The sequence below is a fragment of the Clostridium sp. CX1 genome (genome assembly GCF_025398335.1).
Lineage (GTDB): Bacteria > Bacillota > Clostridia > Clostridiales > Clostridiaceae > Clostridium_AM > Clostridium_AM tanneri.
This window is the reverse complement of record NZ_JAODOO010000003.1, coordinates 68,210-82,861: the sequence shown is the minus strand read 5'-3', so window position 1 is coordinate 82,861 and position 14,652 is coordinate 68,210. Positions and strand designations below refer to the sequence as shown.

Below are 14,652 nucleotides of genomic sequence, written 5' to 3'. Positions count from 1 at the left end.
TTTATTTAAATATTAAAATTCCCTATGATTAATCCCTTTACATAGCTATTATATACCAAAGCATAATCTTTGTAAACGTTTATCATAGACTATTTTATTGTAGTTTTATTCTCTAACTCCTTTTGAAGTTGATCCATGATAGACTTTATATCTTTGCTTTTTAAATTTTCTATAGATAAAGCATCTTTTATAGATTCATCTAAAACTTGAAAGTTGGAAACGTATTTTATTCCTTGAGAACCTTTCTCTACGCTGCTAAATAGAAACCAAATTTTTTCATTGTAATAGTCATTATTTTTATTGAACTCAACTAAATTATAAATATCTGTTGACACTGGAAAAGCTCCTTGACTATTCATCATTTCTATTTGGGTACGGTTATCTGTTGCAGCGAATTTTACAAATTCCTTTGCTATTTCTAAGTTAGCTGATGACTTATTAATCATGATGTTTAACCCGCCAACAGACACATCTCTATTTCCACCTGCCTCAAAAGCAGGAAGCTTCATTGCCCTCCATTTTCCCTTTTGCTCTGGTAGGTATTGAATTAAGTCAGTAACATAAAGAGGATCTGCTATAAAGGAAATTATTTTATCCTTTTTTATATTTTCTATAATAGAATCCTTGTGAGATAGATCGTAAACTGTTCCTTCTGAATATAGTAGTTTGACCATCTCTAAAGCCTTAATCCATTGCTCAGAGCTTAAATTCAGCTTTCCATCTTTATCAAAATACGATGTATTAAGCTGATTAGCTAGAATATAATACAAATTACTGTTTTCGTCTCTTATGTTTGTCATAAGGCTTTTTCCAGTATCTTTACTTATCTTCTTACCTAAGTCTATATAATCTTTCCATGTCTTAATATCATCTAGATTTATACCAAGACTCCCTAAAATATCGCTTCTATAAAGCATAACTTTTGGAGAAGAACTTAAAGGCAATCCATACACTCTATTTTTCAAAGTTAGGTTATCAAACTTACCTGTAGAGATTTTATCTTTTAGATAACTTACATCATCAGTTACATCTAAAAAAGTATCCGGAAACCTATATAATAAATTTTGAACAGACTTATCCTCTACACTTATTACATCTATAGGTCTTTCTTTATTATTCATATACTCTTTGCTAATTTTTTCTGTGGATTTATCCTCTACATCTATATCTATTACCACATTTTTATGAAACTTTTCAAAGTTATCTGCAGCAACCTTCAACTGTTTCTCATATCTTTTATCCGTTAATACTACAATCTTACCCTCTAAAGTCTCTTTATCCTTAGAGGCAGGTCTATTGCTGCTACAAGCGGACATAAAAGTTATTATACTTATTAAAAATAGTACTATTAAAATCTTTATATATCTTCTCATAAACATTCTCCTGATATCTACAACCTATTTATCATACTTGCAAGATATCCAGCTCCGAAGCCATTGTCTATATTTACAACGCTAACGCCACTAGCACAACTATTAAGCATAGTTAGTAGTGCAGACACTCCTCCAAAGCTAGCACCATATCCAACACTAGTAGGTACTCCAATTACTGGTTTATCCACTAATCCCCCTACAACACTTGCTAAGGCCCCTTCCATTCCTGCTGCAACAATAATAACTTTTGCCTCTCTTATTACATCTAATCTATCAAGAAGTCTATGAATTCCAGCTACTCCTACGTCATATATTCTTTCTACCTTAGTTCCAAAAATCTCCGCTGTAATCGCAGCCTCCTCCGCTACTGGTATGTCAGAAGTCCCTGCAGTAACTACTGCTATATATGTATCTGAAGTTTTCATATCTTTATTCTTTATAGTTATAACCTTAGCTTCCCGGCTATATTCTGCCTCTGGACATACATCCCTAACTGCCTGAAAAACTTCCTCCGTTGCTCTTGTTCCAAGTATATTACAACCCTTCGTGAGCATAAAGCTTACTATCCCGCTTACCTGCTCTGGAGTTTTTCCCGCACAGTATATTACCTCAGGATATCCAACCCTAAGTTCTCTGTGATTATCTACCTTAGCATATCCTAAATCCTTAAAAGGAAGGTCTTGGAGCTTTTTAATTCCTTCATCTACAGTTAAATTACCATTTTTTATCTTCTCCAGTAATTCTCTAGTTTCCTTCAAATCCATACTATCACTCTTTTCTAATTATTTATTCAGGCTCCCCATTTTATATCCCTGCAAATCTAAAGTGACATACCTAAATCCTAATTGCTTGAATTCTTCTCCTACTTTATCCATTAACTCTTCACTGATAAAACGAGTTCTATCTTGTCTTTGAACTTCTATCCTAGCTAGATCACCATGACTTCTTACTCTTACTCCCTTAAATCCCTGTTTCATTAAATATACTTCTGCTCTCTCGATTTTTCTCAAATCTTCAATTTTTATTTCTTGATTATAAGGTATTCTCGAGAGGAGACATGCGTAAGCTGGTTTATCCCAAGTTACTAGCCCTAATTCCTTCGAAAACCTTCTAATATTCTCCTTTGATATGTTATTCTCTAAAAGAGGACTTACTACCCCTAGTTCCTTTAACGCCCTCATTCCTGGTCTATAATCCTTAGTATCATCTAAATTTGTTCCATCTACTACATATTTAAATCCTTTATCCTTTTGTAACTCTATAATCCTACTAAAAACAAAGTGTTTACATAGATAACACCTATCTTCAGGATTATTTTTTATAGCATCAAGTATAACAGGTACTTCTACAAGTTCATGTCTTACATTGAGCTCTTTTACTAATTCTTTTGCCTCTTTTACTTCCCATGTTGGAATATATGGTGATACTATAGTAACTGCCAATACCTTATCTCCTAAGGCCTCTTTTGCTGCTTGCATTAAAAAAGTGCTATCTACGCCTCCTGAAAAAGCAATTACAACGCTTTCTAGACCTTGTAGATAACTTATTAACTTTTTATATTTCTCGTCTTTAATCATTTACCCCATCTCCTAACTTATAGTATCTAGCTTTATCCCCTATAAAAAACACAAAATACTATATACTCACACTTCACTATAATTTTTATCGATCATTTAAAGCTACTTCACTATAAACGTCATTTATACTAACTTTATTCTCTAATGCAGCCCTTTTACAATCCCCATATTCTGGCTTAGACTTTATTTTCTTGCCCTTATAATAGGCATTCTTTACAGTAATTTCACCATATTTGGTTTTAACCTTTACAAAATCTCTTTTTAAAATATCTCTATGGGCTTTATATTTTCTAATACCTAAAGTGGTAGTTTGGGTTAAAATTATTTCCCTAATTTCTTCACTTTTCTCCTTAGTATAAATAACATTTAATTTCACTGCTGGTCTTCCTTTTTTCATAATTATAGGTGTTAGATAAACATCTAGTGCTCCTTTATTAAAAAGTAATTCCATAATATAGTCGTACATCTCAGGATTCATGTCGTCTATATTACATTCTGTTACCTCTACTTCATCAGCTGTTAGTTCTTGATACTCTGAAGGATCTTCTAATAAATCATTAGAAAACATCTCCTCTTTAATTTCTTCTCCTATATAAACCCTTAAAACATTAGGTATATCTCCAATATCCTTCTGTCCTATTCCATAACCTATTTTATCAATCTTAAAGTTTCTACTATCTGTAAATTCTTCTACGGCATAAGCTAAAATAGCAGCCCCTGTTGGAGTTGTTGCTTCAAAGGATAAGTTAGACCTTAATGGCACACCTTTTAGTATCTCAACTGTTGCCGGTGCAGGGACCGGCATCACACCATGAGCACACTTTACGAATCCAGAACCTACTTCTACGGTTGAAGCTTTTATTCTATCAATCTTAAGGCAATCAAAACAAATAGCTGCGCCAACAATATCAACTATAGAATCTACTGCACCAACCTCATGAAAATGGACTTCCTTCATGGTTTTACCATGAACCTTCGCCTCTGCTTCTGCAACCTTTTTAAATATTCCTAAACTTATATTTTTGATATTCTCATTTAAGTTGCTTTTTTGTATTATTAGTTCTATATCTTGTAAATTTCTATGAATATGATTATGTTCATGGTTAGTATCATTATGACAGTGTTTGTGATTTTCACCACTAATATGATGATATTCCACATGATGATCGTGACTTGAAACACTATTAGTGTGGCTATGATGTTTTAAAATTACATCTACCTTAGTTCCTGTAATACCTTTTCTGTTATCCTTATCTATCTTTATTTCGTATTCATCTAAATTTAATTTTGAAAGTTCTCTTATTAAATATTCTTTATCTACTCCAACATCTATTAATGCCCCTAGGTTCATATCTCCACTTATACCGGAGAAACAGTCATAATAAAGTGTTCTCATTTATATCTATCTCCTATACATTAGTTTCAATTTCTACAGCTTTCACCCCATTGTTAATCTTAATGTTAATTACAATCATCCCTAGTAAAATTAATCCGCAGCCTATTAAAGTTTTTCCTGTAAGCCTATCCCCAATAAAAGTAGAAAATATAGCACTAAAAACAGGCTCTGCTAAAAATATTATGGCTGCATGGGTAGGACTTGTATATGGCTGCATTTTATTTTGAACTAAGTAAGCTATTATTGTACAAAATATAGCCATAAAGACTATTGAAGCTACTGAACCATAATTAAATACTATATCTAATTTTTCAATTGCAACGGCAGGGATAAGTGCTAATATTCCTACAATTAAGGTTTGAATACAGGTTAATGCTATTATATCTGCATCCTTAACACATTTATCTACAAGTATTATCTGGGCTGCAAAAGCTACAGCACCTAGTATTGTAAGAAAGTCTCCAAAATTTATAGTTAAGTCTCCATTTATGGATATGACACCAAGACCAATTACGGATAATATAACTCCTATTATAGTCTTTAAATCTGGTATCTTCTTATATAGTAATGCAAGCACTAAAGGTACTATAACAACATTAAGTCCTGTGATAAATCCTGACTTACTTGGTGTTGTGTATAGCATTCCTATTACTTGCAGTGCAGTACCTACAAATATTGACGTTCCAATTAATAGTCCTGCTTTTAAAGTTTCCTTATTCATAGTTCTTAACCGCTTATAAAATATTGCTGCTAGAATCAACCCTGCTAATAGATATCTTAAAGCTATTAGTGAATATGGCGGTACATATTTAAGTATTACGCTAGTTATAGGAAAAGTGACTCCCCATATAATTGTAATCAATAACAGGCTTAAATCCGCTTTTAATTCTCTTGTCATTTGATCCCCCCTTTATTAAATCTCTTTTTATATTTTATCATATATAAATATATTATTTAAATTAAATATTGGAAAACTTTATTATCAACAAAAAGACTGCTAACAATCATTTGTTAACAGCCTTCTCATTCAATCATAAATACTTTTCCATATTATCTTGGTTTTTTAACAGATCTACAAGGTACTTTATTTCCTGGTCCTTATTTTTATCCATAACAAGTATAACATCCCCTGCCTCTACTATTATCAAGTCTTTTACTCCGAATGCTATAATCAATTTATCTTTTCCAAATACGGTGCAGCGTTCACTAGACTCTAAAAAAGTACTGCCTGTTACATTATTACCTTCGAAATCTTTCAAAAACCTTCCTAATGCAGTAAACGTCCCTATATCATCCCATAGAAACTCACACTTAATTACATATGCCTTTCTAGTCTTTTGCATAATTCCAAAATCCACAGAAATTCCATCTATTAGCTCATATTGTTCTTTGATAGTTTCCGCTTCTCTATCCGTATCCAAGTCATTATATATAGCAAGCATACTCTTGTACATCTTAGGCAAATATTTTTGCATTTCTCTTAAGTAAGTATCTGCTCTCCATATAAACATTCCACTGTTCCATAGATAAGTTCCTTTAAGAACAAGATCCTTAGCTACTTCAAAATTAGGTTTTTCTAAAAATCTTTCTATTTTATAACTTGCGATATCTCCATTAATCCTTTCTCCCATTTCTATATATCCATAGCCAGTTTCTGGTCTCGTAGGTTCAACTCCTATAGTTACAAGTCCTCGTCTTCTTTCCGCAATATCTTTTCCTTGGGAAATTGTATTTAAAAATGCTCTCTCATTCTCTATATAATGATCTGAGGGCAAAATAATCATAGTTGCATTAGCATCCTTCTTTAACAGCTTCATAGCTGAGAGACCTATACAGGTAGCAGTTTCTTTATTCTCTGGCTCTGCAAATATATTGTTTTTAGATATATCTGGCAACTCCTCATATATCCTATCTATATACTCTTCATTAGTCACTACATAAATATTTTCTTTGTTAACTAAAGGCTTTATTCTATCTACTGTATTTCTTAAGAAGCTTTTATTATTTATAATTTTCAAAAACTGTTTTGGATTTTTAGACCTGGAAAGAGGATACAATCTTGTTCCTTTGCCTCCTGCAAGAATTAGTGCATATAACAATAAGCCTCACTCCTAAAATTGCTTTACTGTATAATATGTATTTTGTTATCCACTTGTGAAAAATTCTTGCAAATTAGTTGAATTTTTTCTTTCCTTGTTAACTGTTTTATAGCATATTCTCTTCTCATAGCCTCACACTTTGTTTCATATTCCTCATAATACACTAATTCAACAGGTAATCTAGCCCTTGTATATCTAGCCCCTCTTCCAGCATTATGTACCTTTAACCTTTTCTCTAAATCCTTTGTATATCCTGTATATAGTGTTCCATCACTGCACTTTAAAATATAGACATAATTCATCTTCCCATCCCCTAATAGAATTACTTTACTGATACATATTTATTATCTTGTACATAAAATCTTAAAGGAAAATCCTTTGCTTCCTCTGCATAATCTATTCCAATACGTTTTGAAGTTACTATACTGAAATCTTCTTTTTCTCCCTCTTCTATATACAACCTGCTGCCACATAAATCCTCTCCATTTTGCTCCTTATTTATTAATAGGGCGTTGCATAGCTTTCCTGGACCATTAGTTAAGTTTTTTATCTGGGTTTTAGTAAGCTCATCATAAGATTTTTTAAACCTATTTTCCGCCATTAGCTCGATACCCTCTAATGGTTCTAAACCTCTTACTAAAACTGCTTGAGGAGTTCCCTCTTCTCTAGTAACCACATTAAAACAATAATACATACCATATATTATAAAAACATAAGAAACTCCTGGTTTCCCATACATGACCTCAACCCTAGGTGTTTTCCTCCCTCCATAAGAGTGAGCTGCTTTGTCGGTGACTCCCAAATAAGCTTCTGTTTCAACAACTTTACCAGAAATCCTCTGTCCATTAAATTCGTGAACTAATATTTTTCCTAGAAGTTCTTTTGCTACAATCTCTGTATCTCTGTTGTAGAAGTCTCTATCCAACTTTTTCATTAGCTATATCTCCTTACTGTTAAACATTTATCTAAATTATATCATTATTAAAAAGTTATTTGTTTACACTGATTAGCAAAACTTTGTATAAAAATAAAACCCACACTTAATGTGGATTTTATTCTTATATTTTAAATCTATAAATAGATAATTTCTATTTATAGTTATAAACTAGTCATGGGATTTCACTATTTGTTTTCCCGTTCTTATAGCTTTAGCTTCTTGTGGTCCTACAGCCTTTGAGCCAGGCTTATTGTTTTTAGTTTTAAAAGCATGCTGTATATCCATTCCTTCTTGTTTATTCACTATAGCTTACCCCTTTCTTTGTCTTTTTTCATCTTTTTGCTGACTGTTGCTACTTTGTGTTCGTTTTGAACCTATATTTACACCTTGAGCATTTATATCTGATTTCTTTCCAGTACTCATATTCTCACTTCCTTTAGTATATTGGTTTTCCATCAAAGTTCTCAAATTTTGGAGGATTCTTAGTATTCTTTTTATTTCCTGAAGGTCTATTCATATCATTTCTTTTATTTTCTCTATTACTTGCTTTATGATGTATTCTATCAGTCATTTTCAACTCCCCTTTCTAAAATTAGTTTTTCCACTGAAAGGGCTTTTATTCTGTCCACATAAGACCAACTATAGTACGTTATAGTTAAATAGGTTAAATTTTAATAAAAAAGATACCCCTGCAATTTTAAATTACAGAGGTATCTTTTTTATTTATTATGCTGCAGCCTGTTTAGCTTTGTTAGCTGACTTAAACATCATTGTTGAAGTATAGATGATAACTACTATTACTAACCACTTTAATACATTTAAAGGTAGTTCTTTAACTATATATGCAGCTATGAAAACTCCTATAGTACCAAATATAGTTATTGCCATAGAAGCTTTTCTATCATAAGCTCCTTCTTTAACGAACTTAGCTGATGCTGCTGGCATTAAGAATGCACAAGAACCCATCATTATAGGGAACGCAATTTTAGGGCTCATTCCAAGTGCGAATACAAGTGCCATACATGGAGCATATAGTCCTATTCCTAGTGTCATAAGCGCTCCTAGGATAAAGTTAGCAACTACTGCTATTACAAGTTTTCCACCTGTAAGTCCTATAGCATCTCCACCTGGAGGCATTAAGTTTAATTGTTGTGCAAGCATTACAAGAGCTACTACAAGTAATGCTACTCCCATTCCAAGCTGTATTTTCTTCTCATCAAGTTTAGATACAATTCCAGCTCCCACTACAGCACCTACTGTTGCTGCCGCAAGCATTGAGAACAATGTTACTGGATCAACCTTTATAACTGTTATAAATATAAGTGCTTCAATCGCAACTGGTATAGTACAGGAAGCATTAAGAGTTCCTGGTATTGTTCTATCCTCTGAAAGCTTAAAAAACTTTAACAAAGCTGTTGTTGGAGCAAAGCTTCCTATTCCTAGAGTATCAAGGAAATTTGTAACAAATCCTACTGCGCCAAGTGCTAAAAAGTTTGACTTTTCTAGTCTTCCTTCTTTTGCGGCCTTTGCATAATCCGTAAAAAATACAAATGCAAAGTATGCTACTAAAAGTAGAAGTAATCCAAATACTATCTTTACCATTGTATATCCTCCCTTTTGCCTTTTGTTTAAATTTTTTTAATTTTTTATTAAATCTTTGTTAATAATATATCATGATATTAAACTGTAATCAATAGGCCAGTTTAAGGTAATTACTTTAGTATAAATCCATGTTTAACAGGATCTTCAGGATCTATAAAGAATTGATTGTGTCCTGTTATATATGCTGCTCCTGTTATTTCAGGAATTATTGCATCAAAATCTCCAACTTTAGTTTCTTCAAGTACTCTTCCTTTGAATTTTGTTTGTATTATACTTTCATATATAAAGTCTTCGTTCATCTTTAATTCGCCTTTTGCGTATAAAGTAGCTATTTTAGCACTTGTTCCTGTTCCACATGGTGATCTGTCTAATTGTCCTTGACCAAATACAACTGCGTTTTGCATTGTTGCATCTTCGCTCTTAGCTGGTCCATAAATCTCACATAAGTCTACTGTCTTTATATGTGGAAGTGTTGGATGTTGTATTTCAACTTGCTCATTTACAGCCTTTATAACGTCCATTCCTAGTTCTATTATCTTTTGAGCATTTGCCGGTGATATATCTATTCCTAGCTTTTCTGCCTTAACTATTGCAAAGAAGCTTCCTCCAAAGGATATATCCATTGTTACTTTTCCTACGTTAGGTACATCTACTTCTACATCTCTCTTATATAAGAAAGCTGGTACGTTTATTATGGAAACTTCCTTTGCCTTTCCATCTTCAACCTTTACACTAGCTTTTACAAGTCCTGCTGGTGCTTCTAATGTAAGATTTGTTACAGGCTCTGTTACTGGTACCATTCCTGTTTCCACTGCTACAGTCGCTGCTCCTATTGAACCATGACCACACATATTTAAGTATCCGCCGCCGTCCATGAATATTATTCCTAAGTCAGCTTCATCTGTAGTTGGTTGAGTTATTATTGAACCGAACATATCATTGTGTCCTCTTGGCTCAAGCATTATAGCTGTTCTTACCCAGTCTAAGTTTTCTTCCAAGTAAGCCTTCTTCTCAGGCATAGTTTTTCCTGGAATATTTGGAACTCCTCCCACTACTATTCTTGTTGGCTCTCCCATTGTATGTGAATCAATTGCAAATATTGTTTTTGAACTTTTCATTTTTTAGTCCTCCCTTTTTCTCATTTTTAATTTTAAGAAAGCTAAAGCTTTTTTAGCATCTAGTTCCACTACGTTATTTTCTCCTACAACCTCAGTCTCAATTCCCTCTATCGACTTGTTAAAATCAACTATGGTGTCCATATATTGGTTGGTAACAACAAATTGTGCTTGTGTCCCAACAAAGCTCATTCCTACTACTGGAATTCCTCTTTTTCCTATTTCCTCTAGGGCAGTAGCAAAGTCTATATTACTATTTCCCCAGCCATCAATAGATACTATTGCTCCATCAGCTCTCATAGCTTCTATCCAAGCTGCAGCCCTTTGAGCTGAAAACACCTTGTCTTCATTTTCTTGAGGAGTTCCTGATACTATAATTCCTAAAAGGTCTACATCCCCATCATTAGATACCACATTAAGAAGAGGATCTCTAAAATGATGCAGGGTAGTTTCCTTTGTAGACGGCCCAATTCCCACATTAATCACCTCTGATTCATAGCTTAGTGCATAGCTCTTAATGCTCCATCTCTATACTCGTTTGGACTTACTATCATAGGTACATTTCCCATATCTATAATAGATCTACAGCCTGAGAATCCACCTGGTTCTCTTCCAAACAATCCTGTATCATACATAGCTCCTTGACCTGCAACCTGTTTTAAGATTACTACTTTTTTCTTTCCTGGTTTAACCTTATCGAAATATTCATACTTTTCGTCGCATAGTCTTCCATTTACTTTTTTAAGATAGTCTCTAATTTCTTGAATTATCCTGTCAGAAATTTCGTGAGCTGCCATAGGACCAGGTCTGCTGGTACCTTTTCCAGACTTTAGTGTTACATCTACATGTATTAAAATGTCATTCTTTGCTGGAGTTCCAGCTCTATCAAATACAACTTGCTCTTTTAGTATTCCTTCGGATGAACCAAATTCTGCAACCTGTACTCCATCTTCATCTACTCCAGTGAGCATAACATTTACTCCTGTAAGAACATGGGTTATACCTTCTCCCATTCTTCCTAAAACCTTAGTAGCTATAGGAGAAAAATCCATTATTGAATTTACAAAGATATTATGATTATTAGGTGTAATAACATTTATCTTAATATCCTTTATAAGTTCTTGATTAAATCCTAAGTCCTGATGTATATTTTGTCTTATATATAGCACACCATTTTCTATATAAGTCTTTGTGGCAAATTCTACTTTTTTTATGTGGAAAGTTTTTATAACAAGTCTTCTCATTACTATTTCATTTTCCATTTCATCACCACACTATTATTATTTTGCTTATTTATAACAATTTACTTACTAATGTTAACTAAATTGTGTAATTTTTAACTTGCAATGGTTTAACTAAACGCCAGTTAAGGCAAAGCTTAACTGACGTAAGTTATTTTATAAATTATAGTAAGTTTATAGACTAAACTTTTGCTATATATTCATATGGTAATGGAACTATTGTTCCAGCTGTAGTTATCTTTACAAGTTCTGTTAGGGAATCTTTTACTATTGCAGTTTGCATTTCTGGATCATTTGGTGCACCTGCATTAGCACCCATTGGAACTCTTGGAGCAACTGCTCTTGGAGTACCTGTTTGTTTAACTACTGGAGGTAACGCTGCTATAACTATAGTAGGTATACCTGCCTCTTCAATTGCTCTCTGCACCAATACTGCAGAGCGGTGGCAAGTTCCTCATCCAGCAGTTACTAATACTGCATCTACCCCTTCTTCTTTTAGAATCTTAGCGATAGCTGGACCAGTTTCGTTTTTGAACTTCTCTTGGTTTCCGCCGCCGCCCATAAATCCTATATGAGTTTCTGCAACTTCTTTTATAAAGCCTTCTGCTGCAAGTTCTCTTAATCTATCTATTGGGAACATGCAGTTAACGTCTTTGTTAACGTCTCCGTTATCATATCCACCGTGTGATACCATAAGCTCTGATGATGGAGCATCTCCTGGTATTGTTCTATAAGTGAAATCTCCTGCTAAGTTAAATCTCTTATCTGATTTTAAGTGTACTCCTGCTGCTGTAGCTAATGCTACTTTCATATCTTTTATATCTTTTGTTACAGGAGTCCATACTGGTGGAGGAGTTATAGGTACAAATATTTCTGATTGTAATCCTTTAACAGCTGTTAAATCCATTATAGTTTTCCTTCCTTTCTGTTTCTTATTTCTAAATTACTAACATATTTATCATTGATTTCTTCTGATAAAACTTCAATAAAGCTCATCTTAAAACCAACCTCTTGACCTACTTTTAAAGGATAGTCAGTTATAAGCATTCTCATAGGAATCTTTAAATAACCTAATCTTCCTTTTAAGTCTAATGCTACAGCACCATCTTGAACCTCAACGATTACGCCTTGCATTTCGATAATCTTATCGCCATATTTTAAATCCATAACTGCCGCCTACTTTGTTGAGTACTTTTCTAGTCTCTTTTGGCTCATTGGAACAACATTTTCGTTTTCTACTAAGTTAATTTTATTTCCAGTAGCTTTTTCTATTAATTCAATATTGCTTTCCTTAACATTTGGATTCCATTTTCTTTCTGAAGCCTTAACTTCTTCTCCAGCCATAGCTGATTTTAGCATTGATAATGCTCTTATAGCATCTTCTGGACATAATGTGTTGCAAGATAGAACCTCATTTTCTATACCAGCTTCTGACTTGTTGTTATCAACCATATACTTCATGTATGGGTTACCAACAACTAGAGCACCTTGAACTGCACAGAATGACATACCAACGCATGGAATTCCTCTCATACCGATTTGCTCAATGTGGCTAGCAAAGTCTATGTGGTTGTTTCCGAAACCTTCTGTTGTAACAACAGCTCCGTCAACATCCATAGTTTCTACAAGCATACCCATTCTTTCTGATACGTAGAATTTTTCGCTGTTGATTTGAGGACTTCCTACAAATACAACTCCGCAGAAATCTACTTCTGGATCATTCATAGCCTCTATTACTAATGGCTCTCTCCAGTAGTGTCTTGAACACTCTTTTGATGCAGGTCCTATACAAGTTAATGCGTGGATACCTCCATCTAATACTTCAAGTGGTGATAAAACTACAGGAACGTTTCCTAAGTCAACGTTTGGTTTTCCACCTAATACTCCAACTGGCTCAACAGGAAGAATTAAGTTGTCGTGCATAGCACCTTGACCCATTATTTCTTTAACAACTACAACTTTTTTCTTTCCTTTTCTTCTCTTTTGCTCGAATGTTTCTGTTCTTGCAACTAAAGACTCATCAACTTTCTTTAAAGCTTCTCTTATTTCTTGAGTTATCATATCTGTTGCAGTATGAGCAGCAAGTGGACCTGGTCTTTCCATGTTTGTTCCAGCTGCGATTATTACCTCAGTTTTTATGAATATTTCTCCTTTATCTGGAGCTCCTGGTCTTCCAAACTGGATATTCTCTTCTAATATACCTTCTGATGAACCGAACTCACCTATTTGAACTCCATCTTCATCAGTACCAGTTACCATAACTATTACACCATCAAGTACTCTAGTTGCACCACTACCAAGTTTTGAATCTGCTTCTTTTGTTGCTATTGGTTGAACGTCCATTATTGTTTCACTATAAGTGTTGTACTTATCTGGAGTTATTATATCAACCTTTATTGATTTAACTAAATGACTAGCTTTTACAGCATCATCACAAACATTTTCTCTTATATAAAGAGTTGTTCCTTCTATCTTTGTTTCTGGTCCAAATTGTACATTTTCAATTTTGAAGTATTTTCTTGTAAGTGTTCTTACAACTTTATCTTCAACTTTTGCTACTACAGCAGCTGGTGCCTCTACTATTGCTTCAACAGTCTTAGCAGCTTGTTGAGCTTTTACTGCTAATGGAGCTTGTGGTACAACTGGTGCAGCTACAGCTCCTGCTATATTTAGAGGTACTTCAATATCGATACCTTTTCCTTCAGCTATCTTAATTTTAAGAACGCTGCCGGATACACTTGTTATTGCTTTTGGTGTTTCTGCCATGATTACTTCCTCCTCATATCCTTCTAACATATCAGGTGTTACAGGAGTTAATGCTGGTGCATCTACTCTTAATGCTCTTCCAATAACCTCTTCTCTTGTTAAAACTGCTTCATGTAAATCTATTAATAAAGAGTCTTCAAGTTTTTCGAAGTTCATCGGATTTTCTAGGTCCTCAGCACTTATAGTTTCTCCTGCTTTTTTGTTATATTTTAAAACTGCTTTATGATTTTCTTGAGTCAATTCAGCTTGTAAAGCTTCTTCCTCTTCTTTATCTTTAGCAGATGGACCTTTAACGCCTTCTAATAAATCTCCAGTTAAAGGTGTAAGTGAGTCTATTGTCTTAACTAGTTTTGCACCTAAAACCTCACCTATTTTTAAACAATCTGATGGTATAGTTAATAGTCCTGAATCCTCCATATCTGGGAATATAGCTGGATCCTCTAAGTTATCTGCAGAAATTATTGTTCCTGCTTCTGTTCTACAACACACAACAGCAAATTCATTTTTAAGCTGTTCTGCATGTTCAGCACTCATTGACATGTTAAG

Annotated in this window: 17 protein-coding genes; all 17 read right to left on the bottom strand. The window is 33.7% G+C overall.

Annotated features, from left to right (window positions below; all coding sequences use genetic code 11):
- Positions 1 to 89: 89 nt before the first annotated feature.
- The 17 genes from N4T77_RS04025 to prdA all read right to left on the bottom strand — a co-directional run bounded on the left by N4T77_RS04025 (position 90) and on the right by prdA (position 14,646).
- Complete coding sequence (locus N4T77_RS04025) at positions 90 to 1,373, bottom strand: ABC transporter substrate-binding protein (protein ID WP_261670461.1); 1,284 nt, start codon at positions 1,371 to 1,373, stop codon at positions 90 to 92.
- Between the two features lie 17 nt (positions 1,374 to 1,390).
- Positions 1,391 to 2,137: a nickel pincer cofactor biosynthesis protein LarB gene (gene larB / locus N4T77_RS04020; protein ID WP_261670460.1), complete on the bottom strand. Its 747-nt coding sequence runs from the start codon at positions 2,135 to 2,137 to the stop codon at positions 1,391 to 1,393.
- Positions 2,138 to 2,155: 18 nt separating this feature from the next.
- Complete coding sequence (gene larE, locus N4T77_RS04015; RefSeq protein ID WP_261670459.1) at positions 2,156 to 2,950, bottom strand: ATP-dependent sacrificial sulfur transferase LarE; 795 nt, start codon at positions 2,948 to 2,950, stop codon at positions 2,156 to 2,158.
- A gap of 85 nt (positions 2,951 to 3,035) precedes the next feature.
- The gene (gene larC, locus N4T77_RS04010) at positions 3,036 to 4,346 is read right to left on the bottom strand and encodes a nickel pincer cofactor biosynthesis protein LarC (RefSeq protein WP_261670458.1); all 1,311 of its coding nucleotides are present in this window, start codon (positions 4,344 to 4,346) and stop codon (positions 3,036 to 3,038) included.
- 13 nt (positions 4,347 to 4,359) lie between these two features.
- Entirely contained in the window at positions 4,360 to 5,244 is an 885-nt protein-coding gene (locus tag N4T77_RS04005) for a DMT family transporter (RefSeq protein ID WP_261670457.1), read from the bottom strand.
- A 133-nt stretch (positions 5,245 to 5,377) separates the two neighbouring features.
- Complete coding sequence (locus N4T77_RS04000; protein WP_261670456.1) at positions 5,378 to 6,445, bottom strand: mannose-1-phosphate guanylyltransferase; 1,068 nt, start codon at positions 6,443 to 6,445, stop codon at positions 5,378 to 5,380.
- 23 nt (positions 6,446 to 6,468) lie between these two features.
- Entirely contained in the window at positions 6,469 to 6,747 is a 279-nt protein-coding gene (locus tag N4T77_RS03995; RefSeq protein ID WP_261670455.1) for a GIY-YIG nuclease family protein, read from the bottom strand.
- Between the two features lie 20 nt (positions 6,748 to 6,767).
- Positions 6,768 to 7,379: a DNA-3-methyladenine glycosylase gene (locus N4T77_RS03990; protein ID WP_261670454.1), complete on the bottom strand. Its 612-nt coding sequence runs from the start codon at positions 7,377 to 7,379 to the stop codon at positions 6,768 to 6,770.
- Positions 7,380 to 7,550: 171 nt separating this feature from the next.
- A complete protein-coding gene (locus N4T77_RS03985; RefSeq protein ID WP_261670453.1) occupies positions 7,551 to 7,685 on the bottom strand; it encodes a hypothetical protein in 135 nt (44 codons plus the stop codon).
- Positions 7,686 to 7,818: 133 nt separating this feature from the next.
- The gene (locus N4T77_RS03980; protein ID WP_261670452.1) at positions 7,819 to 7,953 is read right to left on the bottom strand and encodes a hypothetical protein; all 135 of its coding nucleotides are present in this window, start codon (positions 7,951 to 7,953) and stop codon (positions 7,819 to 7,821) included.
- Positions 7,954 to 8,108: 155 nt separating this feature from the next.
- The gene (locus N4T77_RS03975; RefSeq protein WP_261670451.1) at positions 8,109 to 8,984 is read right to left on the bottom strand and encodes an anion permease; all 876 of its coding nucleotides are present in this window, start codon (positions 8,982 to 8,984) and stop codon (positions 8,109 to 8,111) included.
- Between the two features lie 110 nt (positions 8,985 to 9,094).
- Positions 9,095 to 10,102 (bottom strand): proline racemase, encoded by a 1,008-nt coding sequence (locus N4T77_RS03970; protein ID WP_261670450.1) that lies wholly within the window; start codon positions 10,100 to 10,102, stop codon positions 9,095 to 9,097.
- A 3-nt stretch (positions 10,103 to 10,105) separates the two neighbouring features.
- Entirely contained in the window at positions 10,106 to 10,576 is a 471-nt protein-coding gene (locus N4T77_RS03965; RefSeq protein WP_261670449.1) for a glycine/sarcosine/betaine reductase component B subunit, read from the bottom strand.
- 23 nt (positions 10,577 to 10,599) lie between these two features.
- Complete coding sequence (prdD, locus tag N4T77_RS03960; RefSeq protein WP_261670448.1) at positions 10,600 to 11,361, bottom strand: proline reductase cluster protein PrdD; 762 nt, start codon at positions 11,359 to 11,361, stop codon at positions 10,600 to 10,602.
- 160 nt (positions 11,362 to 11,521) lie between these two features.
- Entirely contained in the window at positions 11,522 to 12,247 is a 726-nt protein-coding gene (gene prdB / locus N4T77_RS03955; protein ID WP_261670447.1) for a D-proline reductase (dithiol) protein PrdB, read from the bottom strand.
- Positions 12,247 to 12,507, bottom strand: coding sequence for a CBO2463/CBO2479 domain-containing protein (locus tag N4T77_RS03950; protein WP_261670446.1), 261 nt, complete (start codon positions 12,505 to 12,507; stop codon positions 12,247 to 12,249). Before N4T77_RS03950 ends, prdB begins: the two co-directional genes overlap by 1 nt.
- Positions 12,508 to 12,516: 9 nt before the next feature.
- On the bottom strand, positions 12,517 to 14,646 hold the full coding sequence (prdA, locus tag N4T77_RS03945) for a D-proline reductase (dithiol) proprotein PrdA (protein ID WP_261670445.1): 2,130 nt from the start codon (positions 14,644 to 14,646) through the stop codon (positions 12,517 to 12,519).
- Positions 14,647 to 14,652 lie beyond the last annotated feature (6 nt).

Excerpts from the sequence above, each read along its gene's own strand:
- N4T77_RS04025 (WP_261670461.1), bottom strand. The coding sequence starts at position 1,373 with ATGAGAAGATATATAAAGATTTTAATAGTACTATTTTTAATAAGTATA.
- larB (WP_261670460.1), bottom strand. The coding sequence starts at position 2,137 with ATGGATTTGAAGGAAACTAGAGAATTACTGGAGAAGATAAAAAATGGT.
- larE (WP_261670459.1), bottom strand. The coding sequence starts at position 2,950 with ATGATTAAAGACGAGAAATATAAAAAGTTAATAAGTTATCTACAAGGT.
- larC (WP_261670458.1), bottom strand. The coding sequence starts at position 4,346 with ATGAGAACACTTTATTATGACTGTTTCTCCGGTATAAGTGGAGATATG.
- N4T77_RS04005 (WP_261670457.1), bottom strand. The coding sequence starts at position 5,244 with ATGACAAGAGAATTAAAAGCGGATTTAAGCCTGTTATTGATTACAATT.
- N4T77_RS03995 (WP_261670455.1), bottom strand. The coding sequence starts at position 6,747 with ATGAATTATGTCTATATTTTAAAGTGCAGTGATGGAACACTATATACA.
- N4T77_RS03990 (WP_261670454.1), bottom strand. The coding sequence starts at position 7,379 with ATGAAAAAGTTGGATAGAGACTTCTACAACAGAGATACAGAGATTGTA.
- N4T77_RS03980 (WP_261670452.1), bottom strand. The coding sequence starts at position 7,953 with ATGACTGATAGAATACATCATAAAGCAAGTAATAGAGAAAATAAAAGA.
- N4T77_RS03975 (WP_261670451.1), bottom strand. The coding sequence starts at position 8,984 with ATGGTAAAGATAGTATTTGGATTACTTCTACTTTTAGTAGCATACTTT.
- N4T77_RS03970 (WP_261670450.1), bottom strand. The coding sequence starts at position 10,102 with ATGAAAAGTTCAAAAACAATATTTGCAATTGATTCACATACAATGGGA.
- prdD (WP_261670448.1), bottom strand. The coding sequence starts at position 11,361 with ATGGAAAATGAAATAGTAATGAGAAGACTTGTTATAAAAACTTTCCAC.
- N4T77_RS03950 (WP_261670446.1), bottom strand. The coding sequence starts at position 12,507 with ATGGATTTAAAATATGGCGATAAGATTATCGAAATGCAAGGCGTAATC.
- prdA (WP_261670445.1), bottom strand. The coding sequence starts at position 14,646 with ATGTCAATGAGTGCTGAACATGCAGAACAGCTTAAAAATGAATTTGCT.